The sequence below is a fragment of the Tessaracoccus zhenghani genome (assembly GCF_054552775.1).
This window is the reverse complement of the sequence record NZ_CM137275.1, coordinates 2,015,435-2,041,107: the sequence shown is the minus strand read 5'-3', so window position 1 is coordinate 2,041,107 and position 25,673 is coordinate 2,015,435. Positions and strand designations below refer to the sequence as shown.

Annotated in this window: 22 protein-coding genes; 7 read left to right on the top strand and 15 right to left on the bottom strand. The window is 66.1% G+C overall.

Features of this window, described 5'->3' with window-relative positions; genetic code table 11:
- Positions 1-135: 135 nt before the first annotated feature.
- Complete coding sequence (locus ACX1DX_RS09695) at positions 136-1,590, top strand: BamB-related PQQ repeat family beta-propellar protein (RefSeq protein ID WP_459396439.1); 1,455 nt, start codon at positions 136-138, stop codon at positions 1,588-1,590.
- A 74-nt stretch (positions 1,591-1,664) separates the two neighbouring features.
- Here the strand turns inward: ACX1DX_RS09695 and ACX1DX_RS09690 are convergent, their stop codons facing one another.
- Positions 1,665-2,063, bottom strand: coding sequence for an SRPBCC family protein (locus ACX1DX_RS09690; protein ID WP_459396438.1), 399 nt, complete (start codon positions 2,061-2,063; stop codon positions 1,665-1,667).
- A 136-nt stretch (positions 2,064-2,199) separates the two neighbouring features.
- Here ACX1DX_RS09690 and ACX1DX_RS09685 point away from each other — a divergent pair, with 136 nt between their 5' ends.
- Positions 2,200-3,102 (top strand): pyruvate, water dikinase regulatory protein, encoded by a 903-nt coding sequence (locus ACX1DX_RS09685; protein WP_459396437.1) that lies wholly within the window; start codon positions 2,200-2,202, stop codon positions 3,100-3,102.
- Between the two features lie 21 nt (positions 3,103-3,123).
- On the opposite strand, the gene ACX1DX_RS09680 is transcribed toward ACX1DX_RS09685, so the two are convergent.
- The 7 genes from ACX1DX_RS09680 to ACX1DX_RS09650 form a co-directional block, all read right to left on the bottom strand.
- Positions 3,124-6,153 carry a type I restriction endonuclease subunit R gene (locus tag ACX1DX_RS09680; RefSeq protein ID WP_459396436.1) on the bottom strand — a complete coding sequence of 1,010 codons (3,030 nt, stop codon included), beginning with the start codon at positions 6,151-6,153 and terminating at the stop codon, positions 3,124-3,126.
- A complete protein-coding gene (locus tag ACX1DX_RS09675) occupies positions 6,150-7,109 on the bottom strand; it encodes an ATP-binding protein (protein WP_459396435.1) in 960 nt (319 codons plus the stop codon). The genes ACX1DX_RS09680 and ACX1DX_RS09675 overlap by 4 nt, the downstream gene beginning before the upstream one ends.
- Complete coding sequence (locus tag ACX1DX_RS09670) at positions 7,070-7,783, bottom strand: AlbA family DNA-binding domain-containing protein (protein WP_459396434.1); 714 nt, start codon at positions 7,781-7,783, stop codon at positions 7,070-7,072. The genes ACX1DX_RS09675 and ACX1DX_RS09670 overlap by 40 nt, the downstream gene beginning before the upstream one ends.
- Positions 7,784-7,894: 111 nt before the next feature.
- On the bottom strand, positions 7,895-8,791 hold the full coding sequence (locus tag ACX1DX_RS09665) for a GIY-YIG nuclease family protein (RefSeq protein WP_459396433.1): 897 nt from the start codon (positions 8,789-8,791) through the stop codon (positions 7,895-7,897).
- Complete coding sequence (locus tag ACX1DX_RS09660) at positions 8,788-10,026, bottom strand: restriction endonuclease subunit S (protein WP_459396432.1); 1,239 nt, start codon at positions 10,024-10,026, stop codon at positions 8,788-8,790. Before ACX1DX_RS09660 ends, ACX1DX_RS09665 begins: the two co-directional genes overlap by 4 nt.
- Positions 10,023-11,036, bottom strand: a complete 1,014-nt coding sequence (locus tag ACX1DX_RS09655; protein WP_459396431.1) for a virulence RhuM family protein — start codon at positions 11,034-11,036, stop codon at positions 10,023-10,025. The genes ACX1DX_RS09660 and ACX1DX_RS09655 overlap by 4 nt, the downstream gene beginning before the upstream one ends.
- Complete coding sequence (locus ACX1DX_RS09650; RefSeq protein ID WP_459396430.1) at positions 11,033-12,601, bottom strand: type I restriction-modification system subunit M; 1,569 nt, start codon at positions 12,599-12,601, stop codon at positions 11,033-11,035. The genes ACX1DX_RS09655 and ACX1DX_RS09650 overlap by 4 nt, the downstream gene beginning before the upstream one ends.
- Before the next feature lie 220 nt (positions 12,602-12,821).
- Here ACX1DX_RS09650 and ppdK point away from each other — a divergent pair, with 220 nt between their 5' ends.
- From ppdK to ACX1DX_RS09635, 3 genes are all read left to right on the top strand, one after another.
- Entirely contained in the window at positions 12,822-15,476 is a 2,655-nt protein-coding gene (ppdK, locus tag ACX1DX_RS09645; protein WP_459396429.1) for a pyruvate, phosphate dikinase, read from the top strand.
- Between the two features lie 63 nt (positions 15,477-15,539).
- A complete protein-coding gene (locus tag ACX1DX_RS09640) occupies positions 15,540-16,061 on the top strand; it encodes a hypothetical protein (protein ID WP_459396428.1) in 522 nt (173 codons plus the stop codon).
- A 101-nt stretch (positions 16,062-16,162) separates the two neighbouring features.
- Positions 16,163-16,660 carry a hypothetical protein gene (locus ACX1DX_RS09635; protein ID WP_459396427.1) on the top strand — a complete coding sequence of 166 codons (498 nt, stop codon included), beginning with the start codon at positions 16,163-16,165 and terminating at the stop codon, positions 16,658-16,660.
- Positions 16,661-16,723: 63 nt separating this feature from the next.
- Here the strand turns inward: ACX1DX_RS09635 and ACX1DX_RS09630 are convergent, their stop codons facing one another.
- Positions 16,724-16,846 (bottom strand): methionine/alanine import family NSS transporter small subunit, encoded by a 123-nt coding sequence (locus tag ACX1DX_RS09630; protein ID WP_459396426.1) that lies wholly within the window; start codon positions 16,844-16,846, stop codon positions 16,724-16,726.
- Positions 16,843-18,420, bottom strand: a complete 1,578-nt coding sequence (locus tag ACX1DX_RS09625; RefSeq protein ID WP_459396425.1) for a sodium-dependent transporter — start codon at positions 18,418-18,420, stop codon at positions 16,843-16,845. Before ACX1DX_RS09625 ends, ACX1DX_RS09630 begins: the two co-directional genes overlap by 4 nt.
- Positions 18,421-18,848: 428 nt before the next feature.
- Between ACX1DX_RS09625 and ACX1DX_RS09620 the strand changes: the two genes are divergently transcribed.
- A complete protein-coding gene (locus ACX1DX_RS09620; protein ID WP_459396424.1) occupies positions 18,849-19,139 on the top strand; it encodes a hypothetical protein in 291 nt (96 codons plus the stop codon).
- Between the two features lie 19 nt (positions 19,140-19,158).
- Here ACX1DX_RS09620 and yaaA read toward each other — a convergent pair whose 3' ends face one another.
- On the bottom strand, positions 19,159-19,929 hold the full coding sequence (gene yaaA, locus ACX1DX_RS09615) for a peroxide stress protein YaaA (protein ID WP_459396423.1): 771 nt from the start codon (positions 19,927-19,929) through the stop codon (positions 19,159-19,161).
- Between the two features lie 89 nt (positions 19,930-20,018).
- Here yaaA and ACX1DX_RS09610 point away from each other — a divergent pair, with 89 nt between their 5' ends.
- Positions 20,019-20,918: a PAC2 family protein gene (locus tag ACX1DX_RS09610; RefSeq protein WP_459396422.1), complete on the top strand. Its 900-nt coding sequence runs from the start codon at positions 20,019-20,021 to the stop codon at positions 20,916-20,918.
- Positions 20,919-20,939: 21 nt separating this feature from the next.
- On the opposite strand, the gene ACX1DX_RS09605 is transcribed toward ACX1DX_RS09610, so the two are convergent.
- The 4 genes from ACX1DX_RS09605 to ACX1DX_RS09590 form a co-directional block, all read right to left on the bottom strand.
- A complete protein-coding gene (locus ACX1DX_RS09605; protein ID WP_182766696.1) occupies positions 20,940-22,652 on the bottom strand; it encodes an FAD-binding oxidoreductase in 1,713 nt (570 codons plus the stop codon).
- Complete coding sequence (locus ACX1DX_RS09600) at positions 22,649-23,455, bottom strand: lysophospholipid acyltransferase family protein (RefSeq protein WP_459396421.1); 807 nt, start codon at positions 23,453-23,455, stop codon at positions 22,649-22,651. The genes ACX1DX_RS09605 and ACX1DX_RS09600 overlap by 4 nt, the downstream gene beginning before the upstream one ends.
- 1 nt (position 23,456) lies before the next feature.
- Positions 23,457-24,230, bottom strand: coding sequence for an SDR family NAD(P)-dependent oxidoreductase (locus tag ACX1DX_RS09595; RefSeq protein ID WP_459396420.1), 774 nt, complete (start codon positions 24,228-24,230; stop codon positions 23,457-23,459).
- Between the two features lie 205 nt (positions 24,231-24,435).
- Complete coding sequence (locus ACX1DX_RS09590; RefSeq protein WP_459396419.1) at positions 24,436-25,620, bottom strand: acetate kinase; 1,185 nt, start codon at positions 25,618-25,620, stop codon at positions 24,436-24,438.
- Between the last annotated feature and the right edge of the window lie 53 nt (positions 25,621-25,673).

Genomic DNA, 25,673 nt, shown 5'->3' with positions numbered 1-25,673 from the left:
CCCCTCATACTACTTCCGGTAGTGGCCGAAGTCAGCGGGGGCTGGGTTTGATCGCTCAACGTGGCTGTCGCCTGGGCGCCGCACGCGTTGAAGGTGGCCGCCGCGGCCGGCGTCCGGCGACCCTAGGCTGTCCGCATGACCGAAGACGTGCTGGACCTGGACGCGCCGCCGGCACCAGACCCCACCGGGCGACTGGGTGGGTGGTCCAGGGGCCGCACTGCCGTCGTGGCGGGGGCCGTGGCGATGGCGCTGGCGCTGGGGCTAGGGGTGGTCCTCCTCCTCAGGTCGCCGCCGCCCCCCGCGCCGCAGGTCCTCGGCCTCCAGGACGGGCCCGTCGAGGCGTGGCGATGGGGCGACGACGGGAGGGCGTACGGGGGTTTCGTGCCCGTCAGCGGCGACCGCCTCCTGGTCTCTGTCGGAGGCGGGGACCCGGCGCCGCCTCAGGTGGCACTGCTCGCGGCAGGGTCCGGCGAAGAGCTGTGGCGGACCTCGGTGCAGGGCGTGTGGGGCTTCGACGAGTCGCATCTCACCGATCTGCCGGGGACCCCGTGGGTCGGCGTGCTTCTCAGAGGGGCGACGGCGTTACTTGACCGCGAGACAGGCCGGGAGATGCACCGGCTGGAGATGCCGGTGTTCGACTCCACGGAGTACACGGACTCGGCGGGGAACGTGTTTGAGTCGCCTGGCGGGTACAGCTGGGTTTCTTCAAGCAACAACGGCACGTTGTTCCTGGCGGTGCGCCAGAACGACGAGGACCCCTACGGTCCTGGCGCGGCCAGATTGCTGGCATACGACCCCGGCGATCTGGTGCACCCGCTGTGGGATGTCGACGTCGACGCCGGGGGTGGATGGTCCGGAGGCTTTGCGAGGCAGGTCCTGGAGTCTGACGGATTCGCGTACCTCGCGCCGGACTCGGCCGCCTCTGAGTTCGCCGCCAACCGCTACGTGTTCCGGATGTCCGACGGCGCGCAGCCCGACTGGCAGCCTACGCGGCCGTCGATGCACGTGGTGGACGGCGTGACGGTCATCAACGAGTTCGGCGCGGTCCGTGCCATCGAGCCCGCATCGGGGAAGGAGGTGTGGCGCTCCGAGGTGGGCAACTGGGGGACCGTGGTCGACGACGGGCTCCTCTACCTCCTGCCCCTGAGCGGCAAGGGGGAGCTGCAACGGCTCGATCCGCGCACCGGAAAAGTGCGGTGGGTGACACCGCTGGCAAACCAGCTGTGGGGGGATCCGCAGGGTGCTGCGCCCGGGGCGCTGTGGGGCGACGACCTCATCGTCCTCGAGGGAGCCTACGGTTCCGCAGCCATGGCGGTGCTGCGCTTCGACGCCACCACCGGACGCGAGGTGATGCGCACCCCCATCGAGGCGCACGCCGGTGAAGCGGCCGTGTACGTGGGGGAGGGGCAGCTCGTTGTGCTGATCACGCCGTCAGATCCGCAGACAGGCGAGACCACCCAGCCGAAAGCGTTGGGCATCGACCCCGACACCGGCGAGGTCAGGTGGGAGCGGACGTTGCACGGGTATGCCACCGTGTACGGAGGGCGGTTGGTGGTGGGCGACGACGACAGCGTCGCGGTCTATCGGTGAGCCAACACCGTGTTCCACGCGGCCGTCGCGACGGCGGGGTGGGCCCTCCGGCCCACCCCGCCGCCGCAATTGCGTCAGGCCTGGTCGTCGAGTTTCCGGAGCGCGGTCTCCCAGCGCTCGGTCAACGACTCAGGGGCGTAGCCATCTTCGATGAGTTCGTGGGTCAGGTGAAGCTCGGTGCCGCCGTCGACGGGTTTCATCTGCAGGTCGACGAGGCTGCGGGGAGCGCCTTCGGCTTCATGCCAGGAGAACCGGATCTGTTCCATGGGGTGGAAGCTCCGGGTGACGCCGTGGGGGCCTTCGGTGGACGCCCAGTCGACCCCCTTCGATCCCAGGTGACCACCCTTGCCCAGCAACGGCTCCTGGCCGTTGGGTTGCATGAGCGCCGCCCACACCTTCTCGAGCGGTTTGGCGACCTTGTGGGTCACCTTCACGCTCTTGGTTTCCGCCGTCTCCTCCACAACTGCATCCATCTGTGTGCACCTCCTGGGTACTGCGGGCAACTTCCGTGGTGCCCTGGTATCCAAGCCTAGCCCTGCGATCCCAGGAGGGAAGAGTGGCCGGGGAAATACTCCGGAAGTCCTCGCCGCGCGGCGTAAGGTGACTGCCATGTCAGCAGAGCCGCTGGAGATCCACATCATCGCCGACTCCACCGGCGAGACCGCGGCCCGCATCGCGCGGGCCGCCATCACGCAGTTCCCGACGCGGGAGTTCAGCCTGGTCCGCCACCGCAAGGTGGGCACCACGGCGTCGTTGCTCACCGCGCTCGAGACCATCAAGGAGAGCACGGAGCGGGCGCCCGTCGCGGTGTTCTTCACGCTCGTCAGCGAGGAACAGGCCGAGTTGGTCAAATCGTTCTGCAACGACATTGAGGTGCCGTTCGCCGATCTGATGACGCAGGCGATGGGTGCGCTGGAACGCATCAGCGGCATCGAGGCCGACCAGGTCCCCATGCGCCCCCTCGGCGTCGAGGCGGAGTACTTCGTGCGGATGGCCGCCATCGACTTCGCCGTCCGCCACGACGACGGGTCGCTCCCGGAGGCGCTCAAGGAGTGCGACATCTGCCTGGTGGGCCCGTCCCGCTCAGGCAAGACCCCGCTGTCGATCTACCTCGGCTACCTGGGCTACAAGGCGGTCAACGTGCCCCTGGTGCCGGGCATCGAACCGCCGAAGGAGCTGTGGGATCTGGACCGCTGGCGCATCATCGGGCTCACGATGGACGCGGAGCGGCTCAATCAGATCCGTGGCCAGCGGGTGCGCGGCATGGGTGGCTTCGGCACCAAGGACGGGTACGCCGACCTGGTCAAGATCTACGACGAGCTCGATGAGATCGGCCGCACCCAGCGCAAGCTCGGCTGCCCCATCATCGACACCACCGGCGTCGCCATCGAGGAGGCCGCCTCACGCATCATCGACGTGGTCGACGACCGGGCCCGCAAGGTGGGCCAACGGCTCCGCCGGCCCCCGGGCATCGTGCGGCCGGGAGGTGCCTGGGCGCCCCCGCCCAAGTGAGCCACGCCGCCTCCTGGGGAGTTATCCCAGCCCCAGGAAGCGTTCGAGGAAGGCTCCCAGGCGGGCCAGCACCCGATTCTTCTTCGCGGCGTGGCCTCCGCCTGCTTCGGCGAATCGGGAGGCCGGGGGGAGGATCCTGGTGACCGAGGTGCCCGCGGACTGCAGGGAACCGTTCGTGAAAGCGTGCTCGACGAAGTTCCGGGTTTCGGTGGGCTTGAGGCTCTCCTCATCGATGATGGCCTGGAGTTCCGCTTCGCGGCGGGCGGCGATATAGGTCTGCCATTCATGGTCGACGCCCCCCTCTGCCGAGATCGAGTCGACGAACTCCTCGATGAGGTCCTTCTTGCTGCGCAGGGACGGAGACGCGTCGACGGCGCGGGTGATGGTGGCGCGCAGTTCCTTGTCGTCGCCGTCGCCTCGTTGCTGCCGGTACTGCTCGACCAGCATGAGGATGTAGTCGACGTTGATCTCCACCTGCTTGACCAGCTCGATCTCGAACACCACGTCGTTGTTGATGGTCTCCCGTTCGGAGTCCGTGACTGCTCGGTACTGGGCGTGGAGGTCGAGGTAGCGGCTGCGGTAGTCCTGGCTCTGCCGGTCGGTGAGCAACTGGTCCCCGGCGAAATCGTCGAATGCGGTCAGGATGTTGGTCAGCCGGAGAATCGCGCCGAACAGTGCGATGAACGCCTTCTCCTCGCCCTCCCCGATCAGTTGGTGTTGCAGGGGGAAGCGGTCGAGCAGCTCGTGGACCTTCTCACCGTATTCGCAGTAGTAGTCGGCGTACGGTTTGAGGAGGACCACGCCGCGGGCGTCGCGGTTGCCGAATAGGGCGATGGCGTCGTTGGTCTGCTGCTCCAGGTCCCGGAACGACACGATGTTGCCGTAGGTCTTGACCGAGTTGAGGATTCGGTTGGTGCGGGAGTAGGCCTGGATGAGGCCGTGGGCGCGCAGGTCCTTGTCCACGAACAGCGTGTTGAGCGTGGTGGCATCGAAGCCGGTGAGGAACATGTTGACGACGATCACGAGGTCGATCTCGCGGTTCTTCAGCCGCATCGACAGGTCTTTGTAGTAGTTCTCGAACCGCTGGGCCGAGGTGTCGAAGCTGGTGCCGAAGAGGTCGTTGTAGTCCTGGATGGCGTCTTCGAGGAACTCGCGTGCCGACGCGTCGAGGCCGTAGGTGTCGAAGCCCTCCTCGTCGAGGACGCCATCGTCGAGGGCCTCGTTCGCGGCGTAGGAGTAGATCAGGCCGATCTTCAGCTGTTGATCCGAGGGGAGGTCCTGTTGCTGGAGGTGGAACTGGTTGTAGTAGCGGCGGGCCGCGTCGATGGACGCCGTGGCGAAGAGCGCGTTGAACCCTCGCACGCGTTTCGCACCCAGTGTGTAGGCCTGCGACCGCTTCGTCTTCTGGTCGAAGTGCTCCAGCGTGTATGCCGCGACCTTGGCGATCCGCTCGTGCGCGAGCAGGGCACGTTCGGTGTCGATGGCGGAGACCTGCTTGTCGACGACCTGCCCCACCTGGACGGTGTTGACGTAATCGATGCGGAACGGCAGCACGTTCTTGTCGGTGATCGCGTCGACGACTGTGTAGGTGTGCAGCTTCTCGCCGAAGGCCTGCTCGGTGGTTCGGAGCTGGGGATTGCCGGCCGTGCCGGAGTTGGCGGCGAAGATCGGGGTGCCGGTGAAGCCGAACAGGTGGTAGCGCTTGAATGCCCGGGTGATGGCGGTGTGCATGTCGCCGAACTGGGAGCGGTGGCACTCGTCGAAGATGATCACAATGTGGCCGCTGTAGACCTCGTGGCCCTTGTTCCCCGCGATGAAGGTGGCGAGCTTCTGGATGGTGGTGATGATGATGCGCGCCGACGGGTCCTCCAGTTGCTTCTTCAGCACGGCGGTGGAGGTGTTGGAATTGGCCGCACCCTTCTGGAACCGGTCGTACTCGCGCATGGTCTGGTAGTCCAGATCCTTGCGGTCGACGACGAACAGCACCTTCTCCACACCCGGCATCCGGGCGGCGAGTTGGGCGGCCTTGAAGCTGGTCAGCGTCTTGCCGGAGCCGGTGGTGTGCCACACGTAACCGCCCGCGTCGAGGGTGCCGAGCTTCTTGTAGTTGGTGGCGATCTGGATCTTGCCCAGGATCTTCTCGGTGGCCACGATCTGGTAGGGCCGCATCACCAGGAGCAACCGGTCGGACGTGAGGACGCAGTAGCGGGTGAGGATGTTGAGCAGGGTGTGGCGGGCGAAGAATGTCTTGGCGAACGCCGTCACGTCCTGGATGGGACGGTTGTTGGCGTCGGCCCACCAAGAGGTGAACTCAAACGAGTTCGACGTCTTGCGGGTGCGCCGCGACCCGGAACTCTCAGCCAGGTGCAGGCGGCGGGTGGTGTTGGAGTAGTACTTGGTCAGCGTGCCGTTGGAGATCACGAAGAGCTGGACGTACTCGAAGAGCCCTGACCCTGCCCAGAACGAGTCGCGCTGGTAGCGGTTGATCTGGTTGAACGCTTCGCGGATGTCCACCCCGCGCCGCTTCAGCTCAACGTGCACCAGCGGCAGCCCGTTGACCAGCACGGTGACGTCATAGCGGGTGGCATGGTTTCCACCGCCCTCGCCCACGCCGGTCTCGTACTGGTTGAGAACCTGCAGCTTGTTGTTGTGGATGTGCTCCTTATCGATCAGGCGGACATTCTTGGTGGTCCCGTCGTCGCGGCGCAGCAGCTTGACGTGGTCCTCCTGGATGCTGACGGTCTTGTCGACGATTCCCGCGTTGGCGCTGGAGACCTGCTCGGTGAAGAAGCGCCGCCATTCCTCGTCGGAGAAGGTGATCTGGTTCAAGGCCTCCAGCTGTCGTCGTAGGTTCGCGATGAGGTCAGCCTCGCTGCTCACGTGGAGGCGTTCGTACGCCTGAGCCTCCAAGATGCTGACGAACTCCCGCTCAAGATCGGCCTCCGACTGATACCCGTCAGGCGCCGACGCCTCCGCCGGGTACTCGGCCACCACGGTGCTCTCTGCGCTGATCGCGATGGGCTCGAAGTGCGGCGCCCCAAGAGAGCTCATGGCGTTGTCTCTCGAGAGAGAGGTAGCTGCTCGCCCTGAGAGGGTCGGTAGGCGCGGTGTCTGCTGCGCGCCGGCGCCGTGGCCTCCAGTCTCCCCTCAGCGACCAAGGTGTTGAGGTCCCGAACCAACGTTGGCCGGCTTGCCCGGACCATCGTCTGCAGTTCTGTGATCCTCAGTTCCCCGTGACGGGTCACCAACTCGACAATTCGATCTCGTCGGTCTTCGCCACTCATCGAGGCCAGGAGGTCGCCCTGGACGGATATCTCGTCGGAGAGGGTGTAGGAAGCTCCGCGTCGATCGCCGACCTTTGTGATGAGTCCTCTGTCTACCAGGTCTGTGAGCGCTCGTGTTGCATCAGCGGCATGGAGCCCCCAGCCACGGAGCGTTTGATTGCGCACCGGAGTCCCGGTTATGAGCACGGCCAGTGCCTGGACTTGGGCCTCAGTCAGGTCGGGTTCTCCGAGTGACCCGATCCAATTGAGGATCTCGGGAGTCAGCAACGCGTGACGCGGAACGGTCACTTGGACCCGACGGAAGTTGCCATCGAAGTCCGGTGGCCGCATGCCGGCGCGATTGAGGGTGCGAAGCACCGTGGGAATCCCTGAGCCTCGGTTCTCGACCAGCATGTGAGAGCCTTCCCCCGACGGAATGTCGGCGAGGATCCGGGCGAGGAGGCTGTTGCGCGTGGAGGAGACATCCGGTTCCCCCAGGGTTCCTGGCTCGACTGATCCGTAGAACCCGCCTGGGCTCCGGACCACCAATCTGTCGGGGTACAACTCGATCTGAATCTGGGTACCCAGGGCACCCGGAGAGTAATCGCGGTGGAGGACGGCGTTGAGCACCAACTCGCGCACCACCTCCAGCGGATACTCGTAGCGATCGGTTCTGCCGATCCCCTCGATAAGTGCCGCGCGGGTCATGTTGCGTCGTATCGACGCCACGGCTGTCTCGACCATCTCGGGGATGGGGCCGTCGCAGGAGATGTTGTCAGGAGCGCTGCAAGGGTGGGTCGGGGGTGACCCTCCTCGATCGCCACCAGACCAAGCCGCCGCATCCGCTCCAAGCGGTCAAGCCCCTGAAAGGCGCGCGGCCGCTGCCCGACAACCCTCGTGAGATAGGAGTCAACAAGGTCAGGTACGAGATCGTTCAAGGTTGCCCGGACCGGTTGGCGATCAAACTCGGGCTGCGCTCGATTCTCAAGCAGCCTGTCGATCTCGTAGTGCGTGAGCCTCCGGTCTCCCTCCCCGTTGCGCACGTATGCCCCTGAGTATCGCCCCTGGTTGGTGACGTAGCAGGGCTTCTCGACGGGGTCCAACTCTGGCACGTCGACTCGCCCGATGCGCTTGCCGTCGTCAATCACCTCAATCTCGATGTGGGGTGTGAGTGGAGGGGTCAGGTCGTTGGCCGCCATCCCTGCGACGGCATCACGGAGAGCATCGGCGTTGATGGGGACAGCCTCGAAGGTTCGGTTGGCAAGGCCCAGCAGGATCGTGCCTCCACCTCGATTGGCGAAGCCGGACAGGGTCTCACGGAGGCTGGAGGGGCAGCCGCCGGTTGCTGCCTTCACCTCGACATCAGTCAGTTCGGCCCCCCGCTGCCGTAGGTCGTCCACCAAGCTTTGCGTGTCCACAGTGCCCCCTCTCCTCATACTCATTGATCTTGATCATGATTATGACGATGATCATGAGCATGACGCGTTGCATGAACCGAGAGGTTCCGGCTAGCTCCGCGTTGCCGCTGTTCAGATGGCGAGGCCACGGTTCTCCCAGTCGGCGTAGTTCCCGCCCTCCCACACCCACTCGATCCGGCCGTTGCAGGACCGGCCGAGGGCGACGGCGCCCGCGGTCGACGGTGATGTGAACGGCACGTCACGCGTCAGGCGCCCCACCTTGCCCTCGACGATGATGGAGCCGTCCGCCACCAACTTCTGGTGCTGCGCACGGTACGAGGCGTAGGCCCGCTGGGTGCTCTGGGCCTTGCCTGTGCCTGACCACGTGCCCACCACCAGGGAGCCGGCGAGGATCGTGAACTCGTCGCCGAAGAGCTGCGCCCTGGCCTGGACGCCCAGGTGGGGGCGGGTGAGCGTGAAGACGGGGGAATCCGTCGACGGCTTCGGTTCGGCCTGGGGCGTCGTCCGGGTGCGGATCACGTTCACGCCGAGGACGGGAAGGATGATGTGCAGGTGGCTGAGGAATGCCTCCATGTCCGAGGCCTGAGCCTCGGACAGCTTGCGTCCTTGAGGTGTGTTGTCGTTGCGGAGCGTCACCCGGGCGGCCTGCCGAGCCAGATCTACCAGCCGCGCTTCAAGGTAGCCCCAGTGGCCCTCGTTGAAGCCGTCGTCCTTGGCCGTGATGAGGACCACCCGGTCCCAGAACTCCTTCTTGGCCTTGTGATCCCTGAACCGGTTGCGGAAGTTCTCGGTGCGTCCGATGTAACAGGTCACGCCGCCGATGGCCTCGTCGTCGTTCCCCATCAGCAGGTAGGCGCCGTTGCGCTGCGCCTCATCACGCTTGAGGATGTCGGCAAGATCAGCGCGCGGTCCGGAGAGCACGTGCCCGGTCCAGCCTGCGATTTCGGCGGTCGTGATCCCACCCGGGATGCCCTCAACGAGGAACAGCTCGATGTGTTTGCCGTTCATCGCTTCTCCTCGAAAGTGAGCAGCTTGTCGCGGTAGTACTGGGACTGCTTCCGGCGTGCTGCGAGCTCTTGTTCGAGCGAGGCTAGGAGGTCGGTGCTTGCTTGAAGCGCTGCCACCGTCCGTCGCTGTTCTGCAAGAGAGGGCAGCTTGATCTCAAATTCTCGGAACTGATCTGCCTTCCATCGCCGCCGACTTTTCATCGATCCGCGCTCAGTGCCTGTGACTTCTGCTTCGATTCGCTTAAGAATGTATGGATCGCAAAGGTGTTGCAGCAGCCACTGAGGTTCCACTCGAGACTCGTCAATTTCAAACAGGGGAAATTCTCCTGAGACCACCGCATCACAGCACTCATCCGGGACGAGAGCAAACGACCCTTCGACGACAAACATTCGGTTGTAGATCAGTTGTCCAGGACGCGCACGATACAACGTGGTTGCTTTAATGGAGTGACCACTGCGCGGGGCGCGATGCAGGACACCCTCCCCGTTCCACTTCACCCCGAGGCTGGCATACGACTGCTCAGCATGGATCCTCACCGGTTCGACCGACTCGCGGGCAATCTCCCCGAGCAGCACCCGTTCTGACTGAGTGCGCTCGTGCTCGTCGTCTCGCACAGCGACTGCCAGGTTGTTGGCCAGCGCAGTCCGTTGTGCACGTCGCGCTTCCAGCTCCGCCTCCAGCTCCGCCTCCAGCTCCGTGAAGTGATCCAGGATGCGCACGATCTCACGCTGCACGGCTTGTGGTGGGACCGGAATCCTGAAGGACCGGAGCTTGCCCGAGTCGATGGAGGCAACCGATCCGCCTGTCTTCCGGGCGGCACGGAGGATCGCCTGCCCGTTGGCCCTCAGGACGTGGGCCAGGTACCCGGGGAGCAGGTTGTCGTAGGGGACCACAGCCTTCATGTCCTGGTTCAACGCGACCGGGACCGTAGTCAGCGCAGTAGGGAACGTGTGATCGAGAATGCTGGACCTGACGACCATCACGATTGCCGGGCTCGGGACAAGTTTCGTGGCGGATGCGCGAACTGCAGCCTCTGTGATGTGATCCTGCGCCGAGTCGACCAGCACACCGCCCATGTCCTTCGGGGATACCCACGGAATCGTGCCGTCCTTCCAGAACTCCGGACGGCTCTTCGATGGGGTCCCTCCACCGGACCACGTGCCGAGCGTTCCCAGTGGGACGAACGGCACTCCCTCCGGGCAGTGCTCACGAATGAGGGCGTCGACGGAGGTCATTCGGTTCTTCCTTCGAGGGCTTGAGCGGCCCGTTTCACCGTCTCCAGGTAGGCAGTCTCAACGCTCGACGGTGAGGAGTCGAGGGCGGCCCGGTACTTCTCGTACTCGCCAGTAGCCACGCCTTCGGCAGCGGCACGGCTGACAGCTCCAGCGCCTGGCAGGGACTCTGCCCCCATGGCCACGATCAGCCGGTCAAGGTGCTGCAGCCAGTCCTTCATGTACGTGGGCTCATGGGACTGTGCGCGAAACTCGGCCGCGTCGAAGTAGGCCGACACCAACGTGTTCAGCCGCTTGAGCTCGGGCTCCGTCAGGTAGTTCTTGGCGATAGCGATGTCGCTCTTGCGCGGGCGCTGGCCGCTGAAGTTTGTGAGCCCCATGTTCGGCTGCGTCGCGTCGGCTCGCTCGACGATCACCTCGGCGGCTGTGCGACCGTGGGCCGCGAAGTGGAGCTTGTTTTGCACCACGGCGAAGAACTGGGGGGTCTCGGGAGCCTTGGGGTCGTAGTCGACGCTGGTGGCGTAGAGGTCGAGGAGCTGGCGGTAGAGGACCTTCTCGCTGCTTCTGATGTCGCGAATGCGGTCGAGCAACTCGCGCCAGTAGCGGCCGCCGCCGAGTTCCTTAAGAGCCTCGTCGTTCATAACGAACCCCTTGACCAGGTACTCGCGCAACCGCTCCGTCGCCCAGATCCGGAAGCGCGTGGCGACGGCGGACTTCACGCGGTAGCCCACTGAGATGATCAGGTCCAGGTTGTAGTGCGGGATGGACCTGGCAACCTCACGCGTGCCCTCCATCCGAACCTGTCGGATATCCCGACAGGTTGCCGCCTGATCGAGTTCGCCTTCGTCGTAGATGTTGTGGATGTGCTCGACGATGTTCGTGCGGGAGGTCTGGAAGAGCTCGGCGAGCTGCTGTTGTGTCAGCCAGACCGTGTCGTTCTCCAACCGGACCTCGAGTGCGGTGGTGCCGTCGTCCCTGTTGTAGAGGATGACCTCGCCCGATGGCTCGCTCACCGTGACCCCTCCAGGTCCGCGACGATCTCGTCGATCGCGGCGCGGAGCTCGTGTTGGCGGGCGACGATGCGGGCGATCTCGGCGTTGAGGGCGGTGATGTCGATCTCCTCGCGGGTGTCTTCCTGCTCGACATAGGACGACACGGCGATGTTGTAGTCGTTCGCGGCGATGTCGTCGGCGGTGACGAGCTTGGCGTAATGGGCTTCGTCGGCGCGGGCGGTGAAGGCGTCGAGGATGCGGCGCTGGTGGGGATCGGTGAGCTTGTTCTTGTTCCCGGCGCGGGTGAACTCGGCGGAGGCGTCGATGAAAAGGACTTGGTTGTCAATCTTCGACTTCTTCAACACGATGATGCAGGTGGCGATGGTGGTGCCGAAGAACAGGTCCGGCGGGAGCTGGATGACCGCATCGATGTAGTTGTTGTCGATCAGGTACTGGCGGATCTTGCGTTCCGCCCCGCCGCGGTAGAGCACGCCCGGGAATTCGACGATGGCGGCAGTTCCGTTGACGGCCAGCCAGCTCAGGATGTGCATGGTGAAGGCGAGGTCGGCCTTCGACTTGGGCGCCAGCACCCCGGCGGGCGAGAAGCGCGGGTCGTTGATGAGCAGCGGGTTGGCGTCGCCGTCCCATTTGATGGAGTAGGGCGGGTTGGACACGATCGCCTCGAACGGCTCGTCGTCCCAGTGGGCCGGGTCCGTGAGGGTGTCGCCGTGGGCGAGATCGAACTTCTCGTAGTTGATGTCGTGGAGGAACATGTTGATCCGCGCCAGGTTGTAGGTGGTCAGGTTGATCTCCTGGCCGTAGAACCCGTTGTGAACGTTGTCTTTCCCGAGCACCTTGGCGAACTTCAACAGCAGCGACCCGGAACCTGCCGCGGGATCGTAGACCTTGTTGACCGACGTCTTGCCCACCACCGTGATCCGGGCCAGGAGTTCAGAGACCTCCTGCGGGGTGTAGAACTCGCCACCGGACTTGCCGGCGCTGGAGGCGTACATGGTCATCAGGTACTCGTAGGCGTCGCCGAAGAGGTCGATGGTGTTGTCCCCGAAGTTGCCCAGCGGCAGGTCGCCGATTGCGTCGAGGAGTTTCACCAGCTTCTCGTTGCGCCGGGCGACGGTGGGGCCGAGTTTGGAGGAGTTGACGTCTAGGTCGTCGAAGAGTCCCTTGAGGTCGTGCTCGCTGGCAGTGCCCAGCGCAGAACCCTCGATGTGGGTGAACACCCGCTCGAGGGTCTCGTTGAGGTTGGCGTCGGTCTTGGCACGGGCGCGGACGTTGACGAACAGCTCCGAGGGGAGGATGTAGAAGCCCTTCTCGGCGACGGTGACGTCGCGGCCGAACTCGGCTTCGGGGTCGCTGAGCTGGGTGTAGTCGAAATCGGCGACTCCGGCGTCGCGTTCGAACCCGTTGAGGTACGAGGTGAGGTTCTCCGAGATGAACCGGTAGAACAGCATGCCCAGGACGTAGGTTTTGAAGTCCCACCCATCGACGCTGCCGCGCAGGTCGTTGGCGATGCGCCAGATTGTCTTGTGCAACTCGGCGCGCTGGGCTTCTTTGGTGGTGGGTGCCATGTGGCGTCGTCTCTCCCTGGTCGTCGGCGGCTCGGTGGGGCCAACCCTAGCGACGACCACCGACGCCTAGGATGGCTGGCTCAATCAATGGCGGATGGCTCCCCTGACCGCAGCGTAATTCTCCCACCCCGCCCCCTTCGCCGGGCTTGTCAGGACTAGTCTTGGGGCAGCGGGGAGCCAAAGGCGGTTCCCCAGGGTTTGTCAAAGGAGATATCCCCACATGAGCGAGGATCGCTACATCTACGACCTGTCCGAGGGTGACGCCACGATGCGCAGCCTCCTCGGCGGTAAGGGCGCCAACGTCGCCGAGATGGCGAAGGTCGGCCTTCCCGTCCCGGACCTGTTCACCGTCACCACCACGGCCTGCGTTCAGACGATGAACAACGGTGGAAAGTGGCCAGAAGGCCTGGCCGACGGCATCGCCGCGGCGCTGAAGCGCCTCGAGCAGCGCACCGGCCGTGTGCTGGGTGCCGCCGAGAAGCCCCTCCTCCTCTCCGTGCGTTCCGGCGCCGTCCACTCCATGCCCGGCATGATGGACACCGTCCTCAACCTCGGCATCTCCGACGAATCCGTCAAGGCCCTCGCGGAGGAATCCGGCAACGAGCGCTTCGCGTGGGATTCCTACCGACGCTTCATCCAGATGTACGGCGAAGTCGTCGAGGGCGTACCGGGCCACCTCTTCGAGGACGCGCTCAGCGCGCTGAAGCACGAGCGCGGCGTCGATCAGGACACAGACCTCACGGCCGACGACCTCAAGGAGCTCGTGGCCACCTACAAGGAGATCTCCAACGAGTACCTCGGCGGGGAATGGTCCTCGGATCCCCACGAGCAGCTCAACCGCGCCGTCAACGCCGTCTTCCGCTCCTGGGGCAACCCCCGCGCAGAGGTGTACCGCCGCGCCCACAACATCTCCGCTTCGCTCGGCACCGCCGTCAACATCCAGCAGATGGTGTTCGGCAACCGCGGCGACACCTCCGCCACCGGCGTCTGCTTCACCCGCAACCCGTCCACCGGCGAGAACGCGCTCTACGGAGAGTTCCTCGTCAACGCCCAGGGCGAGGACGTCGTCGCCGGCATCCGCACCCCGCGCCAGCTCCACGAGATGGAGGAGGTGCTGCCGGAGGCGTACGCCCAGCTCGTCAAGACCATGAAGGACATGGAACTGCACTACCGCGACATGCAGGACATGGAGTTCACCATCGAGGACGGCAAGCTCTACATGCTGCAGACGCGCAACGGCAAGCGCACCGCGGCCGCCGCGCTGAAGATCGCTTCGGACCTGGTGGACGAGGGCGTCATCTCGCAGGAGGACGCGCTGATGCGCATCGAGCCGGGCCAGCTCGACCAGCTGCTCCACCCGGCCATCCCGCCGGACCACGGCAACGACGCGATCGCCACCGGCCTGCCGGCCTCGCCGGGTGCGGCCGTCGGTGGCGTGGTGTTCGACGCGGACACCGCAGCTGAGCTGGGCGGCAAGGGCGAGGCAGTCGTCCTGGTGCGCTACGAGACCACCCCCGACGACATCCACGGCGTCATCGTCGCTCAGGGCATCCTCACCGCCCACGGCGGCATGACCTCGCACGCCGCCGTCGTGGCGCGCGGCATGGGCAAGCCCTGCGTGGCCGGCGCGCACGGCATCAAGATCGACACTGTGGCCAAGACCCTGACCATCGGCGACCGCGTCATCCATGAGGGCGACGTCATCACGCTCGACGGTTCCCAGGGCAAGGTTTACGGCGAGAAGCTCGATCTCATCCCGCCGCAGATCAACGAGGACTTCCTCAAGGTCGTGCAGTGGGCCGACGACGTGCGACGCCTGGGCGTACGCGCCAACGCCGACAACTTCGAGGACGCCACCAAGGCCCGCGAGCTGGGCGCCGAGGGCATCGGGCTGTGCCGCACCGAACACATGTTCATGGCCCAGGACCGCCTGCCCGCTGTCCGCAAGATGATCCTCGCCGAGAGCCCCGAGCAGCGCGCCGCCGCGCTCGAGGAGATCCTGCCCATGCAGCAGCAGGACTTCGAGGGCATCTTCACCGCCATGAAGGGCCTCCCCGTCACCGTCCGGCTGCTGGACCCGCCGCTGCACGAGTTCCTGCCCAACCTGGTGGAGCAGTCGCTGCTGGTGCAGCGGCTGGAACTGACCAACGGCGACGGTCAGCAGCTCACCGAGGCCCGCGAGACGCTGACCCAGGTCAAGCGCCTGCACGAGCTCAACCCGATGCTCGGCACCCGCGGCGTCCGTCTGGCCATGCTGTACCCGGAGATCCCGGACATGCAGGCCCGTGCCATCATCCGCGCCGCCCTGGCGGTCAAGGAGCGCGAGGGCGAGACCGTCGGCGTGGAGATCATGATCCCGCTGGTGGCGCTCACGCAGGAGCTCGAGGCGCAGCGGGCCATCGTCGTGGCAGCGGTTGACGACGAACTGGCGAAGGCGGGTCAGCAACTCGACTACACCATCGGCACCATGATCGAGCTGCCGCGCGCGGCGCTCGTGGCCGACAAGATCGCCGAGTTCGCCGACTTCTTCTCCTTCGGCACCAACGACCTCACCCAGACCACCATCGGCATCTCGCGCGACGACGCGGAGAACGGCTTCCTCACCAACTACGTGATGGACCACGTGCTGGAGCGCAACCCGTTCGAGACCATCGACGTGGACGGCGTGGGCGCCCTGGTGGAGATGGGGGTGGCCAAGGGTCGGCAGACCAAGCCCAAGCTCAAGACGGGCGTCTGCGGCGAGCACGGTGGCGATCCGGATTCCGTGACGTTCTTCCACGGCGCCGGCCTCGACTACGTGAGCTGCTCGCCGTTCCGCGTGCCGATCGCCCGGTTCGCGGCCGCCAAGGCGGTGCTGCAGGAGCGCGCCGGCTGACCCGCAACGTGCAGAGGCTGCGGCCCCGTCGGCCTACACTGGCCCCGAGACTAGGAGGTCAGGGTGTCGAACGACCAGTACCCGCCGTCGGAGCCGCAGCCGCAGCCGTACGGCACGCCGAGGGGGCCGGAATTCGGCGGGCCCAGCTACGACCCCTACCTCGAGGACCCGTTCACTGCGCCGACGCCCCCGCCGGCCCAGCCCGTCCCCACGTACCTGCCCCCGGCCGCGTCGCCCGCCCCGGTGGTGCCGCCCACGCCGCAGCAGCCGCCGTACGGCTACCCGGTGCCCTACCAGCAGCCCATGCAGCCGCCGCCCCAACCGTATTACGGCTACCAGTTGGCAAAGCCGGAGCACCCCTCGTCGGTGGCCGTGCTGGTCCTGGGCGTCCTCAGTGTGTTCGTGGTGGTCACCGCACCATTCGCCTGGTACATGGGCAGCAAGGCGAAGAAGGAGATCGCCCTCGGCGCGCCCTACCAGTGGGGTGCCGGCGGGCAGGTCGGCTGGGTGCTGGGCATCATCTACTCCGTGTTCATGATGCTGTTCGCAGCGCTGATCATGCTGGGCATCATGGCCAGCATGTGAGCGGTTGCCGTGACCTTCGGCGGCCCTTGTGGACAATCTCCAACGCGATGGCCTCCTCATGCCCGACAATTGCGGTGCATTCGCCATCGAAAGGAACAGCCATGTCCCAGCCGGAGTACGGGGCCCCGCAGGGCCAGCCGGATCCTCAGCAGAGCCCTCTCTACGGTCAGTCGCCTGACTACGGCCAGACCCCGCCGGCACCGGCCTACGGTCAGCAGCCCTATGGCCAGCCGCAACAGCCCTACGGCCAGCAGCAGCCCTACGGCCAGCCGGCCTATGGCCAGCAGCAGCCGTACGGCCAGCCCACCCCCTACAGCCAGCCGGGTTACGGCCCCGCCGCCGAGCACCCGCAGAGCCAGACCGTGTTCATCCTCGGCATCATCGGCATCTTCGTGCAGGTCTGCGCCTTCATCGCCTGGTACATGGGCGGCAAGGCCAAGAAGGAGATCCAGGCCGGCGCGCCCTACGCCTTCGACGGCAACCTGAAGACCGGCTACCTGCTGGGCAAGGTCATCTCCATCCTGACCATCATCGGCGTCGTCCTCACGATCGTGTGGTTCATCTTCATCATCGGTCTGGCCGCTTCATCCGGCTACTGATCGCCTGACACGCGACGACGGCGCGGCCACCATCGGTGGCCGCGCCGTCGTCTTCTGTCTGGGTCAGTGGTCGCCTTCGTCGACGACGACCTCGGGGGTGCGCACGAGGTGCACCACTGCTGCTGCCAGCCCGCCCCAGAGGGTGAGCATGGCGATGATCATCATGGTGATGGCGGTGGATGTCATTTCTTCATGATCTCCTCATACTTGGCGTCGAGCGCGTCCTCGTCCATGGATTCCACGGTGCCGCGTTTCCACGGCGTGCGGGCCAGGATGGCGGCTCCGACGATGAGCGATGCCACCATGCCCCAGCCGAAGATGCCCAGCATTCCCAGCGGGTAGTCCCCGTAGGGCGTGGTGACGTGCTTGATGACCTCGGTCACCAGGATGTAGCCCAGCACCACCGGCACGACGACGGCGACGAGCACCATCCACACCTTGCCGAAGCGCACGGTGGAGACGCGGTAGAGGTGGTTCTGCAGCAGCGGGATCTTCCGCAGCACCCAGGCCACCACGATCACCATCGCGAACGCGCCGAGCAGGATGCCGAACTTGTTGATGAACTCATCCGTGATGTCCAGGAAGAACAGGCCGGTGGTGGTGGACAGCAGCAGCATGGACGCCGCGGCCATCGGCAGGCCGACGGCGAGCGTGGCCTGCACGCGGCCGAGGCCCAGCTTGTCCTGCAGGGCGGCGGTGCAGACCTCCACGATGGAGATCATCGACGTGAAGCCGGCGAACACCAGCGACGCGAAGAACAGGACGCCCAGCAGCGGGCCGATGGAGCTGGAGGACACGATGCTGGGGAAAGCGATGAACGCCAGCCCGATGCCTCCGGAGGCCACGTCACCCACTTCGCTACCCGAGGACTGCGCCATGAAGCCCAGCACCGCGAAAACGCCGATGCCGGCGAGCAACTCGAAGCCGGAGTTCGCGAAGCCCACCACCAGGCCGGAGCCGGTCAGGTTGGTGCGGCGACGCAGGTAGGACGAATAGGTGATCATGATGCCGAAGCCCACCGACAGCGAGAAGAAGATCTGACCGTACGCCGCCGCCCACACGCCGGGGTTCGCCAGCGCGGCCCAGTCCGGGGTGAAGAAGGCGTTGAGGCCGTCCATCGCGCCCGGCAGGGTGAGCGCCTGGACAACCAGGACCAGGAACATCACCAGCAGCAGCGGGATCATCACCAGGTTGGCCCTCGCGATGCCCCGCTTGACGCCGAGGCCGATCACCACGAGCGTCAGGACCCACACCAGCAGCATGGGGATGGCCACCTGCGGGACGAAGTCGAACCCGATGTGCGGGGTCTCGGCCACTTGGAGGAACTCGCCGAAGAGGAACGCCTCCGGGTCGTCACCCCAGGCCTCGGTGAAGCTGAAGAGGAAGTACATCGCGGCCCACGCGAGGATCGCGGCGTAGTAGACGGCGATGACGAAGCAGACCAGCACCTGCCACCAACCGAACATCTCGCTCCACTTCTTCCCGGCCCGGCGCAGCGCCAGCGGGGGAGAGGCGCGATAGCGGTGGCCGAGGGCGTAGTCGAGGAACAGCAACGGGATGCCGGCGGTCAACAGCGCGATGAGGTAGGGGATGAGGAAGGCGCCGCCACCGTTGGTGTATGACACGTAGGGGAATCGCCAGATGTTGCCGAGACCGACGGCGGATCCGATGGCCGCCAAGATGAACACGTTGCGTGAGCTGAACGTCTCGCGACGGTGGGTCGTCGGCGCCGCCGGCCGCATGACAGATGGATCGCTCATCCGTCCTCCTATGGGTAGTGATACGGGCGTAGCGTATAGGCCACGGGGGCGCGCGCGATAGGGGGTGCGCATGATGGCTCGCTCAGTGGCCCAGCGCAGTGCGGCCCCGGGATGTGTGCCTCATGTCTCAGTGTCGCCCACCGTGGGAGACTCGGGTGAGCACCAGACGGAGGAGAGCCCTGTGAGTGACGTCCCGCCCTACCGACCCGACGACTTCGCCGACCCCTCGTCGCCGTCGGAATTCGGCCCCGCGCCCAGCCGGGGCGCATCGTCGCCCGCACCGTGGGGCCAGCCCCCGGTCCAGCCCCAGCCCCAGCCGTACGGGCAGCCGGCGCCCTATGGCCAACCCGCTCCCTATGGCCAACCCGCTCCCTATGTGCAGCCGGGACACTATGCACCCTCGCCCTACGCGCAAGGGCCGGGGCCCTATGCGGCGCCCTGGGGCGCGCCCCGAACACCCGCAGACGCAGATGGTCTTCATCCTGGGCATCGTGGGCATCTTCACCGGTGTCGTGTCCTTCGTCGCCTGGTACCTGGGGGGACAGGCCAAGAAGGAGATCGAGGCCGGCGCGCCGTTCCCGTGGGACGGCAACCTCAAGACCGGGTACATGCTTGGCAAGGTGTTCAGCATCATCTGGATCGTGCTGATGGGTCTGGGCGTCGTGTTCTGGGTGCTGTACATCCTGTTCTTCATCTCCCTGTTCGCCTCGATGCCCTGACGCTGGGCATGGAGCGAACTCAACGCACGAAGACCGGCTGGTCCTTCGTCGAGCGGGCCTCGTCGTACTCGTAGCCGTCGCGGTTGAAATCCAGCAGCTTGGAGGGCGTGCGCACCCGCTCCTTCACCAGCCACGCGGCCATCGTGCCACGGGCCCGCTTGGCGTAGAAGCTGACGATGCGGGGCTCGCCGTCCTTGTCGCGGTCCTCGAAGCGCGGCGAGATGATCCTGGCGCCCAGGCGTTCGCCGTCGAGCACCTTGAAGTACTCCGTGCTGGCCAGGTTGATGAGGACGTCGGCACCGGGGGAGGCGTCCAGGTCGCGGTGCAGGAGGTCCGTGACCTGACTGCCCCACCAGTCGTACAGCGACTGCCCCCGAGCGGAGGCGAGCCGGGTGCCCATCTCGAGGCGGTGCGGCTGGATGAGGTCCATCGGCCGCAGCAGCCCGTAGAGCCCGGAGAGGATGCGCAGCGACTTCTGCGCCTCGGTGAAGTCGCGGGCGTCGAACGTGTGCGCCTGGAGGCCCTGGTAGACATCGCCGTTGAAGGCGAGGATGGCGGGCCGGGCGTTCTTCGCGGTGTGTTCGCTGGTGAAGTCCTGGTACCGCGTGGCGTTGAGGTGGGCCAGGTCGTCGGAGATGTGCATGAGCTGCGAGATGTCCGCCGGGGATTTGGTGCGCATGATTTCGATCAACCCGTCCGACTGCCCGATGAGGCGTGGTTCGGAGTGCTTCTTCGTGGGCAGCGGGCTTTCGAAATCCAGCGACTTCGCCGGCGACAAGACGGACAGCATGGCCCCGATTGTAGGTGAACCCACGCGCGGACGTGCCTGGGAATACCCAGGGCAGTATCGGTGTTTGAATGTGTGAGGAGGATGTATTCATGTTGGACCCAGCAGCCCTGTACCAGTTCGAGTCGCACGTCGACCCACGCACGATCCACGCCAAGGCGATGGTGGTGACGCTCGGCGCCTTCGTGGACGCCGGACACGTGCAGCGACTCGTGGACGAGCACCTGCTGGAGACGTTGCCCAACCACGTGCTGGCGCGCTTCGACGCGGACCAGCTGCTGGACTACGCCAGCCGTCGGCCGCCCATCACGTTCGAGCGCGACCACTTCACGGACTACGAGCGCCCCGAGATCACCCTCCACCATGTGCTGGACACCGACGGTGCCCCGTTCCTGCTGTTGAACGGCCCGGAGCCGTCGTACCAGTGGGAGCGGATGGCCGCCGCCGTCGTCCACCTCGCCGACACCTTCGACGTGGCGCAGGTGATCACGCTCCAGGGAGTGCCCATGGCGGTGCCGCACACGCGCCCCGTGTCGCTGTCGCGCTTCGCCACAAGCCCGGACCTGATCCCCGGCCACCAGCCCATCTTCGGCACCATGCGCATGGGCGCCTCACTGCCGGCGCTGCTGAACGTCCGGCTCGGTGAGGCCGACGTGGCGTCGGTGGGCCTGGCGGCCCACATCCCGCCGTACCTGGCGGAGACAGACTTCCCCGCGGCCGCCGTCGCGCTGCTCGACTCGCTGGGAGTGCACGCCCAGCTCAACCTGCCGACGTCGACGCTGGAGACGAAGGCGGTCCACGTGGCCGCCCGGCTGGGTGAGGGCATGGCCGCGGACGACGACCTGCGCGAACTGGTGGAGTCGCTCGAGGAGCAACACGACCGGGTCGTGCGGGCGCTGGGCCACCAGGCGGAGCCCAAGGACGTGCCCTCGGCCGATGAGCTGGGCGCTCAGGCCGAGGCCTTCCTCAGGTCTCTGGACGACACCGAGTAGGCCACGTGGCCCCGGCAGGCGTCAGCCGACGTGGTCTGCTGAGTTCGTCGAAATGCCCGGCGCGCCCTCGTGGACGATCTTGCCCGGGTTGAAGTTGCGGCCCGGATCCACGCCGTCGAACAGCTTGCTCTGGATGAACACGCCCGCGGGGGAGATGTCCTGCTCCATCCAGGGGCTGTGCTCCTCACCGACGCCGTGGTGGTGCGACACCGTGCCGTGGTTGTCCATGAACGCCTGCTGGATGGCGCGCTTGGCCAGGTCGTAGGTCACGAGATTGCTCTCGGAGTCGTCGTTGATGGCGAAGGTGAAGTACTGGCACGCGCCCGAGTGGTACGAGTGGCTGAGGTGGCAGAACACGACGCCCCGCAGGCCCAGGTCGTCCATCACCTGGTAGAAGGCGTCCGTGGCGTTGGTGTGGATTTGCTCCGCGAAGGCCCAGGGGGTCGTCGTCTCGGAGACGTCGCAGACCAGGCCGTGGTCCAGCATGAAGTCGCGCAGGTAGGGGGTGTCGTACTTCTTCTGGTCGTACAGCGCGCCCGGGCCCTTGCCGACGCCCATGCCGCCGTTGTTGCGCACGATCTTTCCGACGATGCCCTTCAGGTAGCGCACGTGGCTGGCCGAGCCCTCGAAGCCCACGAAGCTCATGGCGATCTGGCTGAGGTCCCAGCCCTTCTGTTCCATCAGCTTCTTGATGCCCTTGCTGACCAGCGACGAGACCTTGCTGCCCTTCTTGCCGTTGGCCATGATGTATTCGGTTTCGAGAGCATCCGAGACGCGGGCCATCATGACCTCCGCGTCGGATTCGACGATCTCGCGGCAGGCCTTGAGGCCGTCGGCGTAGGTGGCGTAGAAGTAGGCCTGGATCTCGCGCACCTCCGGCACGCGGTGCACGTTGACCCACGCGGACGTGATGACGCCCAGGCGACCCTCGGAGCCCAGCACCATCTCGCGCACGGACGGGCCGGACGAGGTGGACGGGAGGGGGCGCAGCGTCAGCACCTGGCCGGGCATCACCATGGTGAGGCCGCGGGTGATGTCGGCGATGTCGCCGTACTTGTCGGACTGCATGCCCGACGAGCGGGTGGCGATCCACCCGCCGAGCGTGGACCACACGAACGAATCGGGGTGGTGCCCCAGCGTCCAGCCGCGAGCCTGGAGCTGGTCCTCCATGTCGGGGCCGAAGACGCCGGCCTGGATGTGCGCAAGGCCCGAGACCTCGTCGATCTCCAGCACCTTGTTCATCCGGCCGAGGTTGACCGAGACGACCTGCCGCGACTCACCGGGCATGGCCTCCAGGGCGGCCACGATGTTGGAGCCGCCGCCGAACGGGATCAGCACGGCGTCGGCGTCGACGACGGCGTCCACGAGCCTTTCGACCTCACGCTGGGTGCCGGGGTAGAGCACCACGTCGGGTACGCGGCCGAGCTGGCCGCGGCGCACGCGCACCAGGTCACGCACACCCTTGCCGAACGCGTGGACGACGCGGGTCTCGTCGTCGGTCTGCACGTACTTCTCGCCCAGGATGGCGACGAGGCTCGTGCGCAGCGACTCTGAGAGCTGGGAGGCCGGCACCTCGAGGGAGGAGAAGGGCGGGACGGGTTTGACGGGTTCGTCGATGTCGACGCCGACCCGGTTCATGACGAAGGGTGCGAACTTCGGCTTGTCCTTGTAGCCGAAGCTATGGCCTTCTTCGCCCCAGCCCCACCACTTCTGCTGCTTGACGCCCTCGATCATTGAGGATCCTCCTGCTTGTCGGCCTGCTCCCGGGCATGTTCAGCCAGAGTCGCGATTTCCGTCTCCTGTGCGCGTTCGAGCGCCACATTACGCTCATACTCCGCGAGCGTCTTCTTACCGTAAGCGCGCGCGGTCGTGTCATGGAGCTCCAGCACCTGGCGGCGCATCCGCTCGTTGAATTCGTGGGCGATCTCGCCGGGCCGCGGCGTCATGGGCCGTCCGAACACGACGTGCACCTCGGGCCGGCCCTTGGGGAGGTGCTTCTGCTTCGACGGCCAGGCCTCGAAGGCGCCGACGAGGGCCACCGGCAGCGCCGGCACGCCGCGCGAAATGCACAGCGACGCGACGCCGGGGACGTACTTGCCCATCGCGCCGGTGCGGGAACGCGTGCCCTCGGGAAACAGCAGCAACGGGATGCCGTCGGACAATAGCTGGCCGGACATGCCGCGCCTGCCCTTGCCGCCCTTGCCGCGGTCGATCGGGAAGCCGTTCATGAACAGCGCCATCGACATGGACTTGAACCAGTTGCCGAAGAAGAAGTCGCCCGCCGCCCCGGTGGCGACGCGCTTCGAGAGGCGGGTGGGCAGCGAGGCCAGGATGAGTGGGGCGTCGAGGTGGGAGGAGTGGTTGCCGAACACGATGAAGGCGCCGTCGAGGGTGTCGAGGTTGCTGGCGCCGTGCACATGGACCCGCAGCAGTCGCATCAGCGCGGGCTTGAGCACCAGCATCTGGGCGGTCTGGCGCGTCGTCGCCTGCACCTTGGAGGTGTAGCGCGAGTTGCCCGATTCGAGTTCGGCTGCCACGTCAGTGCTTCCTCGAGGCGGACAGCTTCTTCGAGAACCAGCGGGTGAAGGCGCGCGGCCCGTGGTCCGCGAGGAACATGGCGGTCTTCCACTTCCAGTCCGGCACCGACTCGAAGCGGCCCTTGGCGGAGTCGTCGAGGGCGGTGCGCACGAGCTTGTCCGCGTCGATCCACACGATGCCTGGCAGCTTGGAAGCGTTGATGCCGGCCCGCTGGTGGAACTCCGTCTTGACCCAGCCGGGGAGCAGCGCGGTGGCGGTGACGCCGGTGCCGCTCAGCTCCAGGGCCAGGGAGTTCGAGAACGTGCGCGCCCAGGCCTTGATGGCGGAGTAGTTGCCGGAGAAGATCGACGACGACGAGGACGCCACCGTAATGATCTGGCCGTGCCCTCGGGTCTTCATGGCGCGGGCGGCGGAGCCGCTGAGGATGAACACCGCCACGCACATGACCTCGATGGCGTTGGTGTTGAGTTCCACCTCGTCGGGGTTCAGCGACGTGGAGTGGAGGCCGAACCCGGCGTTGTTGATCAGGATGTCGACGGGGCGGCTGAGGTCCTCGAGCCGCTCACCGATGCGCAGCATGTCGGCCCGCTCTGACAGATCCGCCTGAATCGTCTCGACCTCGACGCCGAACTGGCCGTTCAACTCGGCCGCGACGGCCTCGAGGCGGGCGGTGTCGCGGGCCACCAGGATCAGGTTGGTGCCACGCCTGGCCAACTCCTGCGCGAACGCGAGACCGATGCCGGAAGTGCCACCCGTGATCAAAGCTGAAGCCATGAGGTCAAAGGTACGCCACTGGGGGTGGGGCTCGCGAAGCGTGTCTGGCGTTGCTGAGCGGGGTTCGTGGTAATCCCACAACGGCGGGGCCCGGGGTTGTCGGAGAGCTACAAAAAGGGGGCTGGAAATGCTTCAGGGGGCGATCTCGCGCAGACGCGGACCGTTCGGCCCGGTGTGCGCGACACCACCCCCTGAAGGGCTTCGCTCAGCGGGAGATGACCTCGAGGGTCTCCTGCGCCATGGCCAGTTCCTCGTTGGTCGGGATCACCAGCACGCGGACCTTGGACTCAGCCGTGGAGATCTCACGCGGCTCCTTCGACCGGGCGTCGTTGGCGGCCTGGTCGAGTTCGAAGCCCAGGTTCTTCAGGCGCTCGATCACGGGGCGACGCACGTGCGCCGCGTTCTCGCCGACACCGGCGGTGAACACCAGGGCGTCGACCCCGCCCAGCACGGCGATGTAGGAGCCGATGTAGCTGATGAGACGGTGCACATAGACGTCGAGCGCCAGCTGCGCGCGCTCGTCGCCCTCCAGGATGGCCGTCTGCACGTCGCGCATGTCGGTGAAGCCGCAGAGGCCGCCCATGCCGGACTTCTTGTTGAGCAGGTTGTCCACCTCGTCGATGGTCATGCCGCTGCGCACCAGGTACTTGTGCAGACCGGGGTCGACGTCGCCGGAACGGGTGCCCATGACGAGGCCCTCCAGCGGGGTGAGGCCCATGGAGGTGTCGATGGCGACCCCGCCGTCGACGGCGGAGATCGAGGCGCCGTTGCCGAGGTGGCAGACGATGGTCTTGAGGTCTTCGATGGGCTTGCCCAGGAACTCCGCGGCCTTCTTCGACACGTAGCTGTGCGAGGTGCCGTGGAAGCCGTAGCGGCGCACGCCCAGGCGCTGCGCGGTGTCGTAGTCGATGGCGTAGGTGTAGGCCTCGGCCGGGAGGGTGGAGAAGAACGCCGTGTCGAAGATGGCCACGTGCGGGACGTCCGGCAGGACCTCCTTGGCGGCATTGATGCCGGCGATGCCGGGTGGGTTGTGCAGCGGCGCCAGGTCCGACAGTTCCACGAGCTTGTCGATGACGCTGTCGTCGATCAGCACCGACTCGATGAAGGTGGCGCCACCGTGCACCGTGCGGTGACCCACGGCCACCACGTCGTCGAGGCTGGGCCCGTGGTCCGTGAACATCTTCACGACGGCGGCCACTGCCTCGGTGTGGTCCGCGAACGGGCGGGCCTCGTGGTACTCCTCATCGCCCACCTCGTGGGTGATGGTGCCGACCTCAAGACCGATGCGCTGCACGATGCCGACCGCCTGCGGCGAGCCCACCCCCGGATCGAGTAGCTGGTACTTGATCGACGACGATCCGCAGTTGAGCAGGAGGATCGGCTGGCTCATGGCGCTTCCTTTATTGGGGGTTGTGATGAACGACGCGGCAGGGTGGGGACCCT

What these genes read in the sequence shown, in the direction of transcription:
- ACX1DX_RS09695 (WP_459396439.1), top strand. Translation starts at nt 136, where the DNA reads ATGACCGAAGACGTGCTGGACCTGGACGCGCCGCCGGCACCAGACCCC.
- ACX1DX_RS09690 (WP_459396438.1), bottom strand. Translation starts at nt 2,063, where the DNA reads ATGGATGCAGTTGTGGAGGAGACGGCGGAAACCAAGAGCGTGAAGGTG.
- ACX1DX_RS09685 (WP_459396437.1), top strand. Translation starts at nt 2,200, where the DNA reads ATGTCAGCAGAGCCGCTGGAGATCCACATCATCGCCGACTCCACCGGC.
- ACX1DX_RS09680 (WP_459396436.1), bottom strand. Translation starts at nt 6,153, where the DNA reads ATGAGCTCTCTTGGGGCGCCGCACTTCGAGCCCATCGCGATCAGCGCA.
- ACX1DX_RS09675 (WP_459396435.1), bottom strand. Translation starts at nt 7,109, where the DNA reads ATGGTCGAGACAGCCGTGGCGTCGATACGACGCAACATGACCCGCGCG.
- ACX1DX_RS09665 (WP_459396433.1), bottom strand. Translation starts at nt 8,791, where the DNA reads ATGAACGGCAAACACATCGAGCTGTTCCTCGTTGAGGGCATCCCGGGT.
- ACX1DX_RS09660 (WP_459396432.1), bottom strand. Translation starts at nt 10,026, where the DNA reads ATGACCTCCGTCGACGCCCTCATTCGTGAGCACTGCCCGGAGGGAGTG.
- ACX1DX_RS09650 (WP_459396430.1), bottom strand. Translation starts at nt 12,601, where the DNA reads ATGGCACCCACCACCAAAGAAGCCCAGCGCGCCGAGTTGCACAAGACA.
- ppdK (WP_459396429.1), top strand. Translation starts at nt 12,822, where the DNA reads ATGAGCGAGGATCGCTACATCTACGACCTGTCCGAGGGTGACGCCACG.
- ACX1DX_RS09635 (WP_459396427.1), top strand. Translation starts at nt 16,163, where the DNA reads ATGTCCCAGCCGGAGTACGGGGCCCCGCAGGGCCAGCCGGATCCTCAG.
- ACX1DX_RS09630 (WP_459396426.1), bottom strand. Translation starts at nt 16,846, where the DNA reads ATGACATCCACCGCCATCACCATGATGATCATCGCCATGCTCACCCTC.
- ACX1DX_RS09625 (WP_459396425.1), bottom strand. Translation starts at nt 18,420, where the DNA reads ATGAGCGATCCATCTGTCATGCGGCCGGCGGCGCCGACGACCCACCGT.
- ACX1DX_RS09620 (WP_459396424.1), top strand. Translation starts at nt 18,849, where the DNA reads ATGCGGCGCCCTGGGGCGCGCCCCGAACACCCGCAGACGCAGATGGTC.
- yaaA (WP_459396423.1), bottom strand. Translation starts at nt 19,929, where the DNA reads ATGCTGTCCGTCTTGTCGCCGGCGAAGTCGCTGGATTTCGAAAGCCCG.
- ACX1DX_RS09610 (WP_459396422.1), top strand. Translation starts at nt 20,019, where the DNA reads ATGTTGGACCCAGCAGCCCTGTACCAGTTCGAGTCGCACGTCGACCCA.
- ACX1DX_RS09605 (WP_182766696.1), bottom strand. Translation starts at nt 22,652, where the DNA reads ATGATCGAGGGCGTCAAGCAGCAGAAGTGGTGGGGCTGGGGCGAAGAA.
- ACX1DX_RS09595 (WP_459396420.1), bottom strand. Translation starts at nt 24,230, where the DNA reads ATGGCTTCAGCTTTGATCACGGGTGGCACTTCCGGCATCGGTCTCGCG.
- ACX1DX_RS09590 (WP_459396419.1), bottom strand. Translation starts at nt 25,620, where the DNA reads ATGAGCCAGCCGATCCTCCTGCTCAACTGCGGATCGTCGTCGATCAAG.